This window comes from Geodermatophilus sp. SYSU D00663, assembly GCF_054050655.1.
The window spans coordinates 209,821-225,556 of the sequence record NZ_JBJGZT010000001.1; the positions used below are offsets into that span (position 1 = coordinate 209,821).

At 75.2% G+C, this 15,736-nt stretch carries 15 protein-coding genes; 1 reads left to right on the top strand and 14 read right to left on the bottom strand.

The features are described 5' to 3' along the window. Positions 1 to 17: 17 nt before the first annotated feature. The 14 genes from nuoK to ACI79Z_RS01125 all read right to left on the bottom strand — a co-directional run bounded on the left by nuoK (position 18) and on the right by ACI79Z_RS01125 (position 14,392). The gene (gene nuoK, locus ACI79Z_RS01060; protein ID WP_387987828.1) at positions 18 to 317 is read right to left on the bottom strand and encodes an NADH-quinone oxidoreductase subunit NuoK; all 300 of its coding nucleotides are present in this window, start codon (positions 315 to 317) and stop codon (positions 18 to 20) included. Then, on the bottom strand, positions 314 to 1,117 hold the full coding sequence (locus ACI79Z_RS01065) for an NADH-quinone oxidoreductase subunit J (protein WP_456901415.1): 804 nt from the start codon (positions 1,115 to 1,117) through the stop codon (positions 314 to 316). The genes nuoK and ACI79Z_RS01065 overlap by 4 nt, the downstream gene beginning before the upstream one ends. Continuing rightward, positions 1,114 to 1,761, bottom strand: a complete 648-nt coding sequence (gene nuoI, locus ACI79Z_RS01070; RefSeq protein WP_456901416.1) for an NADH-quinone oxidoreductase subunit NuoI — start codon at positions 1,759 to 1,761, stop codon at positions 1,114 to 1,116. Before nuoI ends, ACI79Z_RS01065 begins: the two co-directional genes overlap by 4 nt. After that, on the bottom strand, positions 1,754 to 3,289 hold the full coding sequence (gene nuoH / locus ACI79Z_RS01075; protein ID WP_456901417.1) for an NADH-quinone oxidoreductase subunit NuoH: 1,536 nt from the start codon (positions 3,287 to 3,289) through the stop codon (positions 1,754 to 1,756). Before nuoH ends, nuoI begins: the two co-directional genes overlap by 8 nt. Next, positions 3,286 to 5,772 carry an NADH-quinone oxidoreductase subunit G gene (locus ACI79Z_RS01080; RefSeq protein WP_456901418.1) on the bottom strand — a complete coding sequence of 829 codons (2,487 nt, stop codon included), beginning with the start codon at positions 5,770 to 5,772 and terminating at the stop codon, positions 3,286 to 3,288. The genes nuoH and ACI79Z_RS01080 overlap by 4 nt, the downstream gene beginning before the upstream one ends. Then, positions 5,769 to 7,097, bottom strand: a complete 1,329-nt coding sequence (gene nuoF / locus ACI79Z_RS01085) for an NADH-quinone oxidoreductase subunit NuoF (protein WP_387987833.1) — start codon at positions 7,095 to 7,097, stop codon at positions 5,769 to 5,771. The genes ACI79Z_RS01080 and nuoF overlap by 4 nt, the downstream gene beginning before the upstream one ends. A gap of 4 nt (positions 7,098 to 7,101) precedes the next feature. Continuing rightward, the gene (nuoE, locus tag ACI79Z_RS01090) at positions 7,102 to 8,124 is read right to left on the bottom strand and encodes an NADH-quinone oxidoreductase subunit NuoE (protein WP_387987834.1); all 1,023 of its coding nucleotides are present in this window, start codon (positions 8,122 to 8,124) and stop codon (positions 7,102 to 7,104) included. Between the two features lie 73 nt (positions 8,125 to 8,197). Next, complete coding sequence (locus ACI79Z_RS01095; protein WP_387987835.1) at positions 8,198 to 9,520, bottom strand: NADH-quinone oxidoreductase subunit D; 1,323 nt, start codon at positions 9,518 to 9,520, stop codon at positions 8,198 to 8,200. Beyond that, entirely contained in the window at positions 9,517 to 10,254 is a 738-nt protein-coding gene (locus ACI79Z_RS01100; protein ID WP_456901419.1) for an NADH-quinone oxidoreductase subunit C, read from the bottom strand. Before ACI79Z_RS01100 ends, ACI79Z_RS01095 begins: the two co-directional genes overlap by 4 nt. Beyond that, the gene (locus tag ACI79Z_RS01105) at positions 10,251 to 10,928 is read right to left on the bottom strand and encodes a NuoB/complex I 20 kDa subunit family protein (RefSeq protein WP_456901420.1); all 678 of its coding nucleotides are present in this window, start codon (positions 10,926 to 10,928) and stop codon (positions 10,251 to 10,253) included. Before ACI79Z_RS01105 ends, ACI79Z_RS01100 begins: the two co-directional genes overlap by 4 nt. Before the next feature lie 15 nt (positions 10,929 to 10,943). After that, on the bottom strand, positions 10,944 to 11,306 hold the full coding sequence (locus ACI79Z_RS01110) for an NADH-quinone oxidoreductase subunit A (RefSeq protein WP_456901421.1): 363 nt from the start codon (positions 11,304 to 11,306) through the stop codon (positions 10,944 to 10,946). 152 nt (positions 11,307 to 11,458) lie between these two features. Further along, positions 11,459 to 12,733, bottom strand: a complete 1,275-nt coding sequence (locus ACI79Z_RS01115; protein WP_456901422.1) for a geranylgeranyl reductase family protein — start codon at positions 12,731 to 12,733, stop codon at positions 11,459 to 11,461. 40 nt (positions 12,734 to 12,773) lie between these two features. Further along, positions 12,774 to 13,460, bottom strand: a complete 687-nt coding sequence (locus ACI79Z_RS01120) for a phosphoribosyltransferase (protein WP_387987838.1) — start codon at positions 13,458 to 13,460, stop codon at positions 12,774 to 12,776. Between the two features lie 212 nt (positions 13,461 to 13,672). Then, positions 13,673 to 14,392 carry a demethylmenaquinone methyltransferase gene (locus tag ACI79Z_RS01125; RefSeq protein WP_456901423.1) on the bottom strand — a complete coding sequence of 240 codons (720 nt, stop codon included), beginning with the start codon at positions 14,390 to 14,392 and terminating at the stop codon, positions 13,673 to 13,675. A gap of 36 nt (positions 14,393 to 14,428) precedes the next feature. On the opposite strand from ACI79Z_RS01125, the gene ACI79Z_RS01130 reads away from it, so the two are divergent. After that, on the top strand, positions 14,429 to 15,703 hold the full coding sequence (locus ACI79Z_RS01130; protein WP_456901424.1) for an isochorismate synthase: 1,275 nt from the start codon (positions 14,429 to 14,431) through the stop codon (positions 15,701 to 15,703). Positions 15,704 to 15,736: the final 33 nt, after the last annotated feature.

Here is a 15,736-nt window from a genome sequence, read left to right on the forward strand (position 1 = left end):
GGGGGTGCCGGCTCCCGTCAGTACTTGAGCAGGTTGGCGTCGTCGACCGACGCCGACCGGCGGGTCCGGTAGATCGACATGATGATCGCGAGGCCGACGACGACCTCCGCGGCGGCGACGACCATGACGAAGAACGCCATGATCTGGCCGTCGACGGTGCCGGAGGCCCGGGCGAAGGTGACCAGTGTCAGGTTGACCGAGTTGAGCATCAGCTCGACGCACATGAACACGACGATCGCGTTGCGCCGCACCAGCACCCCGACGGCGCCGACGGTGAACAGGATCGCCGCGAGCACCAGGTAGTGCGTGAGGCTCACCGCCGGTCCTCCGGTGCCGGGTCGAGCGTGCCGAGGGCGGCGTCCGGGCTGCCGAGCTGCGCCCGGCCGGTGGGACGGGGCATCTGGTCGACCTCCTGGGGCTCGATGCCGGTGGCCAGGCTGTCCTCCGCGACCCCGCCGTCGGGCAGCAGCGCCCCGGCGGCGACGGAGTTGGCGCGGGCGTACACGCCGGGGCCGGGCAGCGTCTGCGGCCGGTCGGTGAGGAACCGGGCGCGGGAGAGCTCCTTCTGCGTCCGCCGGGTGCCGGGCTCGCGCTCGATGTGCGCGAGCACCATCGCGCCGACCGCGGCGGTGATCAGCAGCGCGCTGGTGACCTCGAAGGCCAGCAGGTAGCGGGTGAACAGCAGCTCGGCGATCGAGTCGATGTTGCCGGTGCCGCCCTGCGCGTCGGACAGGCCCGCGACCGGGGTGTCCTGCGTGGCGCGGGCGATGCCGGCGCCGACCAGCCCGGCGAACCCGACGCCGAGCACCGTGGCCGCCACCCGCTGCCCGCGCAGCGTCTCGACCACGGAGTCCGAGGAGTCCCGGCCGACCATCATGAGCACGAACAGGAACAGGATCATGATCGCGCCGGTGTAGACGATGATCTGCACGGCGCCGAGGAACGGCGCGGACTGGACGACGTAGAACACGCCCAGGGCGAGCATCGTGTTGACCAGCCACAGCGCCGAGTGGACGGCGTTGCGGCTGAACACCATCCCCAGCGCCCCGGCCAGCGCGACCGGGCCCAGGATCCAGAAGACGACGGCCTCGCCGGTGCCGATGACGACCTCGGTCATGCCCGCTCCACCGTCACCGGCTCGGCCGGCGAGCCCTGCTGCGGGTCGCGCACGTAGTAGGCCTTCTCGTCGTCACCGAGGCGCATCGGGTGCGGCGGGGCCTCCATGCCGGGCAGCAGCGGGGCCATGAGCTGCTCCTTGGTGTAGATCAGGTCCTGCCGGTTGTCGTCGGCCAGCTCGAAGTCGTTGCTCATCGTCAGCGAGCGGGTGGGGCAGGCCTCGATGCACAGCCCGCAGAAGATGCAGCGCAGGTAGTTGATCTGGTAGACGCGGCCGTACCGCTCACCGGGGCTGTAGCGCGCGTCCTCGGTGTTGTCCCCGCCCTCGACGTAGATCGCGTCGGCCGGGCACGCCCAGGCGCACAGCTCGCAGCCGACGCACTTCTCCAGCCCGTCGGGGTGCCGGTTGAGCACGTGCCGGCCGTGGTAGCGCGGCTTGGTCACCTTGGGGACGTCGGGGTACTCCTCGGTGGTCACCTTCTTGAACATCTGGGCGAAGGTGACGCCGAAGCCCTGGCCGGGCGCCGGCAGCAGGCTGCGGTGTGGCGCGGGCGTGCCGCCGCCGGCCCGCTCGACCTCACCGCCCCGGGCCGCCTGGGCCAGTCCCTTCGACTCGCCGCCGGTCGCCGGGTCCTGGTCAGGCATCGGTCTCCTCCTGTGCGCTGGTGGCCGTGCTGCCCGTGGTGCTGCCCGTGGTGCTGCCCGTGGTGCTGCCGGCGGCTCGGCGGCCGCTGCTGACCACGCCGCCCTCGGGACGCGCGCCCACCGGCTCGGCGCGGCGCAGCCGTGGCGACGGCGGCACGACGAGGTCCATGGGCGGCACCGGGAAGCCGCCCTCGGCGCGGGCCGGGCCGGTGCGCTGCGCCGGCCGGTGCCGCGGGCCGGCCGGGGGCAGCACCTCGGGGTCGGGGTCGGGGTCGGTGGCGTGGACGCCGCCGGCCGCGGCGTCCTCGGCCATGAGCCGGGTGTCGCGGTTGCTGGCCCGGCTGGCGACCGACAGCCCGAGCAGCACCAGCAGCGCGATCGGCACGCCGACGAACACCGCCACCTGGCCGGTGGACAGGTCCGCCTCGCGGGAGACGGTGCGCATGGTGGCGACGGCGAGGATCCAGGCCAGCGCCGTCGGCACCAGGACCTTCCAGCCGAAGCGCATGAACTGGTCGTAGCGCAGCCGGGGCAGCGTCCCGCGCAGCCAGATGAACACGAACAGCGCGGCGGCGACCTTGAGGAAGAACCACAGCAGCGGCCACCAGCCGGAGTTGGCGCCGTCCCAGATCGAGATCGGCCACGGGGCCCGCCAGCCGCCGAGGAACAGCGTCGCGGCCAGCGCCGAGACGGTGACCATGTTGATGTACTCGGCGAGGAAGAACAGCGCGAACTTCAGCGACGAGTACTCGGTGTGGAAGCCGCCGACCAGCTCGCTCTCCGCCTCGGGCAGGTCGAACGGCGCCCGGTTGGTCTCGCCGACGACGGCGATCACGTAGATGACGAAGCTGACCGGCAGCAGGACGGCGAACCAGCTCGGCCCGGTGAACTCCAGCCCGAAGAACGACAGCCGGTTGCCGTCGGCCTGGGCGGCGACGATCTCCGAGGTCGACATCGACCCGGCGTAGAGGAACACCGCGACGATCGACAGGCCCATCGCGATCTCGTAGCTGACCATCTGGGCGGCGCTGCGCAGCCCGCCGAGCAGCGGGTAGGTCGAGCCCGAGGCCCAGCCGGCCAGCACGATGCCGTAGACGCCCATCGCCGAGCAGGCCAGGACGACGAGGACGCCGATGGGGGCGTCGGTGAGCTGCAGCGGGGTCTGCTGGCCGAAGATGCTGACCACCGGGCCCAGCGGGATGACCGAGAAGGCCAGGAACGCGGGGATGGTCGCGATGACCGGGGCCAGGAAGTAGACCGGCTTGTCCGCCATCGCGGGCCGGATGTCCTCCTTGAACGCCAGCTTCAGCCCGTCGGCGAGGCTCTGCAGGTAGCCGCGCGGGCCGACCCGGTTGGGGCCGATGCGCTGCTGCATGCGGGCGACGACCTTGCGCTCGAACACGATCGCGAACAGCGTCATCAGGACCAGCACGACGAAGACGCCGACGATCTTGACGAGCACGATCCACCAGACGTCGTGCCCGAAGTCCTCGAGCGTCGGCTGGTCGGCGGCGGCGAGCAGGGTCACGCGGCACCTCCCGCGCTCGATCCGGGAGCGCTCAGCCGGACGACGCCGCCGGGCGCCGTGCCGAGGCCGGTGCGCAGCTCGCTGCCGGGTGAGCGCATCGGCAGCCACACCACGTCGTCGGGCATCTCGGTGACGCAGACGGGCAGGGTGACCGAGCCGGTGGCGCCGGTGACGGTGAGCGGGGCGCCGTCGGCCACACCGAGCCCGGCGGCCCGCGCGGCGCTGATCCGCACCACCGGCGGGCGGGCGGTGCCGGCGAGCTCGGGCTCGTCGCGCTGCAGCGTCCCGACGTCGAGCAGCTGCCGCCAGGAGGCCAGCAGCGCCTCCCCCTCGCCCGGCTCCGGCGCCACGGCCGGCGGCACGTCGAGGCCGCCCTCGGCGCGGGCGCTCGTGTCGCCGAGGTGGGCGAGCTCGGCGCGGGCCGCGTCGGGGGTGGGCAGCCGCAGGTCGGCGTCGAGGTGCTCGGCCAGGCCGTGCAGCACCCGGCCGTCGGGGAGCTGGCCGGTGCCGTGCAGCGTGGCGTCGAAGGACCGCACCCGGCCCTCCCAGTCCAGGTAGCTGCCGGCCTTCTCCGGCGCGGCGGCCACCGGCAGGACGACGTCGGCGTGCTCGGTGACGGCGGTCGGCCGCTGCTCGAGGCTGACGACGAACGACGCCGCGGCCAGCGCCGCCGCCGCGAGCGCGGGGTCGGGCAGGTCGGCGGGGTCCACGCCGCCGACCACGAGGCCGGCCAGCCGGCCGTCGCGGACCGCGGTGAGGATGCCGGTGGTGTCCCGGCCCGGGAACGCCGGCAGGTCGGCGGGGTCCACGCCCCACAGCGCGGCCACCTCGGCGCGGGCGACGGGGTCCTCGACCGGCCGGCCGCCGGGCAGCAGCGCGGGCAGCGCGCCGGCCTCGACGGCGCCGCGCTCCCCGGCCCGCCGCGGCACCCAGGCCAGGCGGGCGCCGGTGGCGCGGGCGAGGGCGGCCAGCGCGGTGAACGCGCCGGGCACCTCGGCCAGCCGCTCGCCGGCCAGCACGACCGCGCCGGGCTGCCGCAGCGCCTCGACGGCCGGGCCGCCCCAGCTGCCCTCGGCCAGCGCCGCGAGCGCGCGGGCCTCCTCGCCGGGCCGGGTGACCAGCACGGTGGCCTGCAGCTTCTGCGCCGCGCGGGTGGCGAACGGCGCCAGGTCGTAGACGGCCAGCCCGCCCTTGCGCACCGCCCGGCGCAGGCGGAGGAGGACGATCGGCGACTCCTCCTCCGGCTCGAAGCCGGCCAGCAGCACGGCCGGGGCGGCGGTGAGGTCGTCGTAGGTGACCGCCCCGCGCCCGGGGCCGGTACCGGCCACGTGCGCGGCGAGGAACGCCTGCTCCTCGGCGGAGTGCGCGCGGGCGCGGGCGTCGACGTCGTGGGTGCCCAGGGCCACGCGGGCGAACTTCGCCCAGGCGTAGGCGTCCTCGACGGTCAGCCGGCCGCCCGGCAGCACCCCGACGCCGCCCGCGGCCCGCGCCGCGCGCAGGCCCTCGGCGGCCGCGGCCCACGCGTCCGGCCAGGAGGCGGGCTCCAGGACGCCGCCGCGGCGGACCAGCGGGGTGGTGAGCCGGTCGTTGGTGGCGGCGTAGCGGAAGGCGAAGCGGCCCTTGTCGCAGGTCCACTCCTCGTTGACCGCCGGGTCCTCCCCCGCCAGCCGGCGCATGACCTTGCCGCGCCGGTAGTCGGTCCGCATGGAGCAGCCCGACGCGCAGTGCTCGCACACCGAGGGCTCGCTGCGCAGGTCGAACGGCCGCGACCGGAACCGGTACTGCGCGCTGGTGAGCGCGCCGACCGGGCAGATCTGGGTGGTGTTGCCGGAGAAGTAGGAGGAGAACGGCTCGTCCTCGTAGACGGCGACCTGCTCCAGCGCGCCCCGCTCGAACAGCTCGATGAACGGGTCGCCGGCCACCTGCTGGGAGAACCGGGTGCAGCGGGCGCACAGCACGCAGCGCTCGCGGTCGAGCAGGATCTCGCTGCTGATCGGCAGCGGCTTGGGATAGGTCCGCTTGACGTCGACGAAGCGGGTCTCGGCGCGGCCGTTGCTCATGGCCTGGTTCTGCAGCGGGCACTCGCCGCCCTTGTCGCAGACCGGGCAGTCCAGCGGGTGGTTGATCAGCAGCAGCTCCATCGTGCCCTGCTGCGCCTTGTCGGCGACCGGGCTGGTCAGCTGCGTCTTCACCGCCATGCCGTCGGTGACCGGCATGGTGCAGGAGGCCACCGGCTTGCGCTGGCCCTCCACCTCGACGAGGCACTGCCGGCAGGCGCCGACGGGGTCGAGCAGCGGGTGGTCGCAGAACCGCGGGATCTGGATGCCGACCATCTCCGCGGCGCGGATGATCAGCGTCCCCTTGGGCACCGCGACGTCGAAGCCGTCGATGGTGCAGCGGACGGCGTCCGGCGGGGTGTGCGGGCCGGGGACGCCCGGCGGCACCGCCGGCGCGGGCTCGGGGGCAGTGGGAGTGAGCGTCACGAGGCGACTCCGACGGGCTCGAGCCGCAGCGAGCGGCCCAGGCGGGCCTGCTCCTCCGGCGGCAGCAGGGCGACGTAGTCGTCGCGGAAGTACTTGAGCGAGCTGGTGATGCAGCTGGTCGCGCCGTCCCCGAGGGCGCAGAACGAGCGGCCGAGTATGTTGTCGCAGGTGTCGGTGAGCAGGTCGAGGTCGGCCGCCGTCCCGCGGCCGTCGACCAGCCGCCGCAGCACCTGCACCAGCCAGTAGGTCCCCTCGCGGCAGGGCGTGCACTTGCCGCAGGACTCGTGCGCGTAGAACTCGGTGAACCGCAGCGTGGCCTCGACGATCGAGTCGGTCTCGTCGAACACCATGAGCGCCGTCGTGCCGAGCATCGAGCCCGCGGCGGCGACCGAGTCGAAGTCGAGCGGCACGTCGAGGTGCTCGGCGGTGAAGTACGGCGTCGAGGAGCCGCCCGGCGTCCAGAACTTGAGCTCGTGCCCGGCCCGCACGCCGCCGGCCATCTCCAGCAGCTCGCGCATCGTGGTGCCCATCGGCGCCTCGTACTGGCCGGGGCGGGTCACCCGGCCCGACAGCGAGTAGATCTTCGGCCCGGGCGACTTCTCCGGCCCGAACCGCTTGAACCAGTCGGCGCCGCCGCGGACGACGAACGGCACGGTGGCCAGCGTCTCGACGTTGTTGATGACCGTCGGGGCGCCGTAGAGCCCGGCGACCGCGGGGAACGGCGGCTTGAGCCGCGGCTGGCCGCGGTAGCCCTCGAGCGAGTCGAGCAGTGCCGTCTCCTCGCCGCAGATGTAGGCCCCGGCGCCGGCGTGCACGACCAGCTCCAGGTCGTAGCCCGAGCCCAGGACGTCGCTGCCGAGGTAGCCGGCCGCGTAGGCCTCCTCGACGGCGGACACCAGCCGGCGGTGGGCGTGCACCGCCTCGCCGCGGACGTAGATGACGGCGAACCGGCAGCGGATCGCGTACGCCGAGATGATCACGCCCTCCACCAGGGAGTGCGGGTCGGTCATCATCAGCGGCAGGTCCTTGCAGGTGCCGGGCTCGCCCTCGTCGGCGTTGACCACGAGGTACTTGGGCATCGCGGCCGGCCCGGTGGGCGTCTCCCCCGGCTTGGGCTGCGGGATGAAGCTCCACTTCATGCCGGTGGGGAAGCCTGCGCCGCCGCGGCCGCGCAGGCCGGAGTCCTTGACCAGGGAGACCAGCTCGTCGGGCTGCATCGACAGCGCGGTGCGCAGCGCGGCGTAGCCGTCGAGGGACTCGTAGGTGGACAGCCGCCAGGGCTGCTCGGCGCCCCAGCGCGAGGTGAGGACGGGGGTGAGGGGCATCGGGTCAGGCCTCCCGCTGGGTCGCGGGCCCCTGGCCGGAGGTGCCCGGCTCGGTGCCCGCGGGGGTGTCGGGGGTGGGACGGTCGCCGCCGGGGGTGCGCCGGCCGTACTCGGTGCCGCGGTCGGGGTGCGCCTGCGCGGCGCCGGCCCGCTCGGCCGGGTTGTCGGCGGCGGCGACGCGGGCGTCGGCGGCCTCCTCCTCCGGCGTCTGCCCGGTGTCGCCGGACGGCGCGACCGTGTCCGCGGGCTCGCCGGCGTCGGCGGGCTCCGGCTCGGGGCCGCTCATCGGCGGGGCGGACTCGCCGCGCTCGGCGGCCAGCCGGACGCCGGCCAGCGTCGGCCCCCACTCGCCCGGCGCGTCGACGGCGGCGCGCGCGGCCCCGGCGTCGGCGTGCTGGGAGAAGCCGGCCAGCTGCCGGGAGACCCCGCGGAAGTCGGTGAGCGGGGCGCCGCGCGTGGGGTGCGGCTTCTCCCCGCGGCGCAGCGCGGCGACCAGCGCCCGGGCGCTCTCGACGTCCTGCTGGTCGTAGAACTCGTAGTCGACGGTGACCACGGGCGCGTAGTCGCAGGCGGCCAGGCACTCGGCGTGCTCGAGGGTGACCGAGCCGTCGGCCGCCGTCTCGTCGTGGTGGACGCCGAGGTCGGCGGACAGCGCGTCCATGATCCGCTGCCCGCCGAGGACGGCGCACAGCGTGTTGGTGCAGACGCTGACCAGGTGCCGGCCGGTCGGGCGGCGCTTGTACATCGTGTAGAAGGTCGCGACCGCGCCGACCTCGGCCTTGGTCAGCCCCAGCACCTCGGCGCACAGCGCGACGCCCTCCGGCGTCACGTAGCCCTGGTAGCTCTGGACCAGGTGCAGCATCGGCAGCAGCGCCGAGCGCGGCTGCGGGTAGCGGGTCGTGATCTCCCGCGCCTCGAGCCAGGCCTGCTCGGTCAGCGGCGGCAGGTCCGCCGGCGTCGGCTCGACGGGGCTGTCGACGAGCCCCGTCGTCGCCGCGCCCTCCCGGGACCCGGGGAGCGCGCTCACGGCTTCTCCTCGCCGGCGCTCGTCGACGCCGCTCGCGGCGCTGCTGTGCTCCTGGGGGACCTCGCGAGCTCGCTCACCTGTCCACCCCTCCCATCACGGGGTCGATGGAGGCGATGGCGGCGATGACGTCGGCGATCATCCCGCCCTCGCTCATGGCCGCGGTCGCCTGGAGGTTCACGAAGCTGGGGTCGCGCACGTGGACGCGCCACGGCCGGGTGCTGCCGTCGCTGACCACGTGGTAGCCGAGTTCCCCGCGCGGTGACTCGATCGGCACGTACACCTGGCCGGCCGGCACCCGGAAGCCCTCGGTGACCAGCTTGAAGTGGTGGATCAGGGCCTCCATCGAGGTGCCCATGATGTGGCGGACGTGCTCGAGGGAGTTGCCCATGCCGTCGGCGCCCAGCGACAGCTGCGCGGGCCAGGCGATCTTCCGGTCCTCGACCATCACCGGGCCGGGTTCGAGCCGGTCCAGCGCCTGGCGGACGATCTTCAGCGACTCGAACATCTCGGCCATCCGGACCAGGTAGCGGCCCCAGGCGTCGCTGGTGTCGGCGGTGGGGACCTCGAAGTCGTAGTCCTGGTAGCCGAGGTAGGGCTCCGTCCGGCGCAGGTCCCAGGGCAGCCCGGTGGCGCGCAGCACGGGCCCGGTGACGCCGAGCGCCAGGCAGCCGGTGACGTCGAGGTAGCCGACGTCCTTGAGCCGCCGCTGCCAGATCGGCTGGCCGGTGAGCAGCTTGTGGTAGCCGGCCAGGCGCTCCGGCATGACCTCGAGCCACTCGCGGATCGACTCCTCCACGCCGGCCGGCAGGTCCTGGGCGACGCCGCCGGGCCGGATGTAGGCGTGGTTCATCCGCAGCCCGGTGATCTCCTCGAGCAGGTCGAGGCACAGCTCCCGCTCGCGGAAGCCGTTGGTCATGCCGGTGAGCGCGCCCAGCTCCATGCCGCCGGTGGCCAGGCCCACGAGGTGCGAGGCGATCCGGTTGATCTCCATCACCAGCACGCGGATGGTCTGCGCGCGCTGCGGCACCTCGATGCCGAGCAGCTTCTCGACGGCCATGCAGTAGCCGGCCTCGTTGAACAGCGGGGACAGGTAGTCCATCCGCGTCACGAAGGTCGTGCCCTGCACCCAGTTGCGGTACTCGGTGTTCTTCTCGATGCCGGTGTGCAGGTAGCCGATGACCACCCGCGCCTTGGTCACCGTCTCGCCCTCGAGGTCGAGGACCAGCCGCAGGACACCGTGCGTCGAGGGGTGCTGCGGCCCCATGTTGACGACGAGCCGCTCCTCGCCGGAGAGGTCCGCGCCGAAGGCCTGGTCCCAGTCGCCGCCGGTGACGGTGTAGACCCGCCCCTCGGTGGTCTCCCGCGAGCCGGCGTACGGGTCGTAGGTGGTGCTCATCGGTAGCTCCGCCGGGTGTCGGGCGGCGGGATCGTCGCGCCGTGGTACTCCACCGGCACGCCGCCGAGCGGGTAGTCCTTGCGCTGCGGGTGCCCGTCCCAGTCGTCGGGCATGAGGATCCGGGTCAGCGCCGGGTGGCCGTCGAAGACGACGCCGAACATGTCGTACGTCTCCCGCTCGTGCCAGTCCGCCGTCGGGTAGACCGAGGACACCGACGGCACGTGCGGGTCCTCGGCGGTGACGGCGACCTCGAGCCGGATCCGCCGCCGGTAGGTCATCGAGGTCAGGTGGTAGACGACGTGCAGCCGCGGCCGGCCGGCGTCCACCGCGGGGCCGCCGCTGTCGAGGTAGTCGACGCCGGAGACGCTGCTGCACAGCTCGAAGCGCAGGGCGTCGTCGTCGCGCAGCGCCCGGACCAGGGTGAGCAGGTGCTCGCGGGCGACGAAGTAGGTGATCTCCCCGCGGTCGACGAGGACGCGGTGCACGGCGGCGGCGTAGGTGGCCGCGCCGACGGCGTCGATCAGCGCGTCGGTCACCTCGTCGAACCAGCCGCCGTAGGGGCGGTCGGTGGAGTGCAGCGCGACCGCGCCGCCGGGCTCGACGCGGACCAGGCCGCCGAACCCGGAGGTGTCGCCGCTGCCGCTGACGCCGAACGCGCCCTTGCGGAAGCCGCCGCCCGCGGCCGCGGCGCCCTGCGAGGCGTCGGCGCCGCTGCGGTCGCCGGGGCCGGTCACCGGGACCCGCCGCGCGGTCCGGGCAGGAGGACGGCGTCGCCCCCGCGCTGCTCGATCGCGAACTGGCCCGTGCGCCCGAGGGCCGCGGCCTGCTCGTAGGCCGCCCGCTTGGCCTTGTCGGCGCGGACGCTGGAGGGCATCTCGACCAGCAGGTCGGGGGCGCGGCCCTCGGCCCGCTCCTCCTCGAGCCGGCGGGCCCGCTTCGGACCGAGCGGCTCGTTCTGGATCTTGTGGTGCAGCTTGAGGATCGCGTCCATGAGCATCTCCGGGCGCGGCGGGCAGCCGGGCAGGTACATGTCGACCGGCACCACGTGGTCGACGCCCTGCACCACCGCGTAGTTGTTGAACATGCCGCCGGAGCTGGCGCAGACGCCCATGGCGAGCACCCACCGCGGCTCGGGCATCTGGTCGTAGATCTGCCGCAGGACCGGCGCCATCTTCTGGCTCACCCGGCCGGCGACGATCATGAGGTCGGCCTGGCGCGGGGAGGCGCGGAAGACCTCCATGCCGAAGCGGGCCAGGTCGTACCGGCCGGCGCCGGTGGCCATCATCTCGATGGCGCAGCACGCCAGGCCGAAGGTGGCCGGCCACAGCGAGGACTTGCGCGTCCAGTTGACCAGCTTCTCCACCGTGGTCAGCAGGAAGCCGCTCGGCAGCTTCTCCTCGAGACCCACGTCAGCTCCCCTCCGTCAGTCCCACTCGAGGCCGCCGCGGCGCCAGACGTAGGCGTAGGCGAGGAAGACGGTGGCGATGAAGACCACCATCTCGACCAGGCCGAAGACACCCAGCGCGTCGTTGGCGACGGCCCACGGGTAGAGGAAGACGATCTCGATGTCGAAGACGATGAAGAGCATCGCCGTCAGGTAGTACTTCACCGGGAAGCGGCCGCCGTGCAGCGGCTGGTCGACCGGCTCGATGCCGCACTCGTACGCCTCGAGCTTCGCCCGGTTGTAGCGGCGCGGACCGACGAACGGCGCGACCGTCACCGAGAACAGCGCGAAGGCCGCGGCGAGCGCGAACAGCCCCACGATCGGGACGTAGGACGACAGCACCGGCGCCTCCCTCGGCGGCTCGTGGGCTTGTGAAGAAATTCACAAACTCGCGCCACGAGCCTATGCCGCCGGGGGCGGCAAGTGAAGCGCAGGGGGTGAGTGAGTTCACATCCCCGGGTCACGGTCCGGTCACGGACCGCTTCCGGCGCTCCTCAGACGGACGGCGCTAGGCGGGTGAGGACGGCGACCACGCGGTCGAAGCGGTCGCCGTCGCGGCCGTCGGAGAGGTTGCCCATCAGCCGCAGCGCGGCGTTCACCATCGCCGGCCGCTCGAGCCCGTGCGCGGTGGCGAAGCGGACCAGGCCGGGCCGGTCGAGCAGGGCCAGGAAGGCCATCCCGAGCCGGTGGTGGCGGCCGTAGGCCTCGCGCAGCCGCTCGGGGTAGCGGCGCAGCACCGCCTCGCGGGCCGGCCCCTCCGGTGTCGCGAGCGCCGCGGCCGCCGTCTCCCCGGCCATGCGGCCGGTCTCCAGCGCGTAGCTGATGCCCTCGCCGTTGAACGGGTTGACCACGCCGGCGGTGTCGCCGGCCAACAGGAGGCCGCGGGTGTAGGCCGGCCCGCGGTTGAGCGCCATCGGCAGGCCGGCGCCGCGCAGCGGGGTGACCGCGTGCTCCTCGCCCAGTTGCCACTCCGGCGGCAGGGTGGCCAGCCAGCGGCGCAGCACGGTGCGGGCGTCGGTCTCGCCGCCGCGGCGGATGTCGAGCAGGCCGAAGCCGACGTTGGCGGTGCCGTCGCCCATGCCGAAGGACCAGCCGTAGCCGGGCATCGAGTCGGCGGTGGGGCCCTCGGCGGAGAGGTCGAAGGAGATGTCGAGGTAGGGGTCCTCGCCGCGCGGCGTCTCGACGTACCGGCGGACGGCGACGCCGAGCGGGCGGTCCTCGCGGCGGGTCAGGCCGATCGCCTTGGCCAGCCGGCCGGACAGGCCCTCCGCGGAGACGACCAGCGGCGCCCGCCAGGTCACCGCCTCCCTGTCCGGGCCGGCCTGCGCGTGCACGCCCACGACCCGGCCGGCGTCGTCCAGCAGCGGGCCGGTGACGGTGACCTCCTGCTCGAGCCGGGCGCCGGCGGCCACCGCGTGCTCGGCGAGCATCGGGTCGAGGTCCTTCCGCGGCCGGATGAGCCCGTAGCCGGGCCAGGAGGACAGCTGCGGCCAGTCGACCTCGACGACCCGGCCGCCGCCGAAGACCCGCAGGCCCCGGTGCCGCACCCAGCCGGCCTCCGGGGAGACGTCGATCCCCATCTCGTCGAGCGCCTTCACCGCGCGCGGGGTCAGGCCGTCGCCGCAGACCTTCTCCCGCGGGAAGCGCGCCTTCTCCAGCACGACGACGTCGAGCCCGGCGGTGGCCAGCGTCCAGGCCGCGGCCGACCCGGCCGGCCCCGCACCGACCACCACGACGTCGGCGCTGCCCCCGGCGGTCGGACTCGTCACGCGCGGCCCCCTCGGTGCTCGGTCTGCGGTCGTCCCGAGCCTAGGCGGGCCCCCCGCCGGAGCCGCCGGCGAGCGCGGCGCGCACCTCGTCGTCGGACGTCTCGCCGAAGTCGTCGTAGTAGCGGCCCACCGCGCCGAACGGGTGCGGGGTGACCGGGCAGACGACCTCGTCGGCCAGCACGGACAGGTCGGCGCACACGTCGGGCGCCCCGACGGGCACCGCGACGACGACCGCGGCGGGGCCGGCCGCGCGGACCGCGGCGAGGGCGGCGCGCATGGTGGAGCCGGTGGCCAGCCCGTCGTCGACGAGGACGGCGGTGCGGCCGGCGAGCGCGGGCGGCGGCCGGTCGCCGCGGTAGGCGAGCTGGCGCCGGCGCAGCTCGGCGAGCTCGGAGCGGCGCACCTCGTCCGCGGCGGCCGGTCCGACGGGGTTGCGGGCGAGGACGGACTCGCTGCGGACGCTCTCGACGGTCTCCCCCACCGCGGCCAGCGCGCCCATGGCCAGCTCCGGCCGCTCGGGCAGGCCGAGCTTGCGGACGGCGACCACGTCGAGCTCCGCGCCGAGCGCCGCCGCGACCTCGGCCGCGACCAGGACGCCGCCGCGGGGCAGGCCGAGGACGAGCGCGTCGGGGCCGAGCGGCACGGCGGGGGGACGGGCGGGGTCGGTCAGGCGCGCGGCGAGCTGCCGGCCGGCGTCGCGCCGGTCGCGGTACGGGCGGCCGTCCACCGCGCGGCCCGGGTCAGACGGGCTGGGGTCCCGACGGCGGCGGGGCGCTCGGGTCGGTGGGGCTCGGCTGCGGCAGCGGGGCCGGCGACGGCGGGGAGATCGGGTCGACCGGGGACGGCGACGGACCGGGCGGCTCGGGCATCGGTGTCGGTGTCGTCATGCGGCGACGCTATCCCCGTGGGCGTGCCGCGGGAGCCCTCGCCGGCGGCCCGTCAGGGGCGGACGGCGCGGTGCAGCGCGACGACGCCGCCGGTGAGGTTGCGCCAGGCGACGTCGGTCCACCCGGCGGCCTGGATGCGGGCGGCGAGCGCCGGCTGGTCGGGCCAGGCGCGGATCGACTCGGCCAGGTAGACGTAGGCGTCGGGGTTGCTGCTCACCGCGCGGGCGATCCGCGGCAGCGCCCGCATGAGGTACTCGGTGTAGACGGTGCGGAACGGCTTCCAGGTGGGGCTGGAGAACTCGCAGACGACGAGCCGCCCGCCCGGCCGGACGACCCGGGCGAACTCGCGCAGCGCGGCGTCGGGGTCGGCCACGTTGCGCAGGCCGAAGGAGACGACCAGCCCGTCGACGCTCGCGTCGGCGAACGGCAGCGCCATCGCGTCGCCGGCCACCTTGGGCACCGGCCGTCCCGCGCCGGCCAGCAGCATCCCCTGGGAGAAGTCGCAGGCGACGGCGCGCACGCCCCCGGCGGCGAGCTCCACCGTGGAGACGGCGGTGCCGGCGGCGACGTCGAGGACGAGGTCCCCCGGCCGGGCGCCCAGCGCCTCGCGGGTGGCCCGCCGCCAGGCGGCGTCGCGACCGCCGGAGAGCACGGTGTTGGTGAGGTCGTAGCGGCGGGCGACACCGTCGAACATGGCCGCGACCTCGTGCGGCTGCTTGTCCAGCCCGGCCCTCGACCCGGCGGTGTGTGCGCTGTCTCGCCGGTCTGCCACGGCGGACGACGCTACCGGCTGCCTACGCTGGGGGACGTGACGGCAGCGGCGGTGACCACCCCGGACGCCGCCGCGCCCGCCGTGACCACGGTCGCGCTGCCCGACTCCCCCGGCCTGCTGGCGCTGCTGCCGCGCGGGGGCGCGCTGTCCTGGGTGCGCCGCGGCGAGGGCCTGGTCGGCTGGGGCGAGGCGGACCGCCTCGAGGTCTCCGGTCCCGGCGCGCTGGCCGAGGCCGCCGCCTGGTGGGCCGACCGCAGCGCCGCCCTCGCCGTCGACGACGAGGTGGGCGTGCCCGGCTCCGGGCCGGTCGTGTTCGCGAGCGTCGCGTTCGACCCCGCGCGGGAGACGTCGGTGTTCGTCGTCCCCGAGGTCGTCGTCGGCCGCCGCGACGGCGTCGCCTGGGTGACCACGACCGGCGACGCCGACCCGGGCGACGTGCTGGCGGCGGCCCGCGAGCCGCTGACCCCCGCGCCGGGGCGGCTGCGCTACGCCGACGGCGCGCTCGACCCCGCCTCGTGGTGCGGCGCGGTGTCCGCCGCGATCGGCCGCATCGGCGCCGGTGACCTCGCCAAGGTGGTGCTCGCGCGCGACCTGCTGGTCACCGCCGACGTGCCGCTGGACCCCCGCCGCCTGCTCGACCGGCTGGCCACCCGCTTCCCCGACTGCTGGACCTTCGCCGTCGACGGGCTGCTCGGCGCCACCCCCGAGCTGCTGCTGCGCCGCACCGGCCGGCAGCTGTCGGCGCGGGTGCTGGCCGGCACCGCCCCGCGCGGCGCGGGCGCCGAGGACGAGCGGCTCGCGGCCGGCCTGCTGGCCAGCGCCAAGGACCGCGCCGAGCACGCCCTCGCCGTCGACTCGCTCGTGCGGGCGCTCGACCCGTTCTGCACCGCGCTGTCGGTGCCGGAGCAGCCCTCGCTGCTCACGCTGCCCAACGTGCGGCACCTGGCCACCGACGTCGTCGGCACCCAGCGCCGCTCGGGCGCCCGCGGCCGCGCCGGGCTGCTGGAGCTGGTCGACGCCGTGCACCCCACCGCCGCCGTCTGCGGCACCCCGCCCGAGGCCGCCGCCGGGGTCATCGCCGAGCTGGAGGGCATGGACCGCGGCCGCTACGCCGGGCCGGTGGGCTGGCTCGACGCCCGAGGGGACGGCGAGTTCGGGCTGGCCCTCCGCTGCGCGCAGCTGGTCGACGACGACCCGTGCTCGGCCCGGCTGTTCGCCGGCTGCGGCATCGTCGCCGGCTCCGACCCGGCGGCCGAGCTCGCCGAGACCCAGTCGAAGTTCGCCGCCTTCCAGGCCGCGCTCGAGGGCTGAGCCGGCCCGCTCCCGGCCGGCCGCCGTCCTGCC

Excerpts from the sequence above, each read along its gene's own strand:
- nuoI (WP_456901416.1), bottom strand. The coding sequence starts at position 1,761 with ATGCCTGACCAGGACCCGGCGACCGGCGGCGAGTCGAAGGGACTGGCC.
- ACI79Z_RS01065 (WP_456901415.1), bottom strand. The coding sequence starts at position 1,117 with ATGACCGAGGTCGTCATCGGCACCGGCGAGGCCGTCGTCTTCTGGATC.
- nuoF (WP_387987833.1), bottom strand. The coding sequence starts at position 7,097 with ATGCCCCTCACCCCCGTCCTCACCTCGCGCTGGGGCGCCGAGCAGCCC.
- ACI79Z_RS01095 (WP_387987835.1), bottom strand. The coding sequence starts at position 9,520 with ATGAGCACCACCTACGACCCGTACGCCGGCTCGCGGGAGACCACCGAG.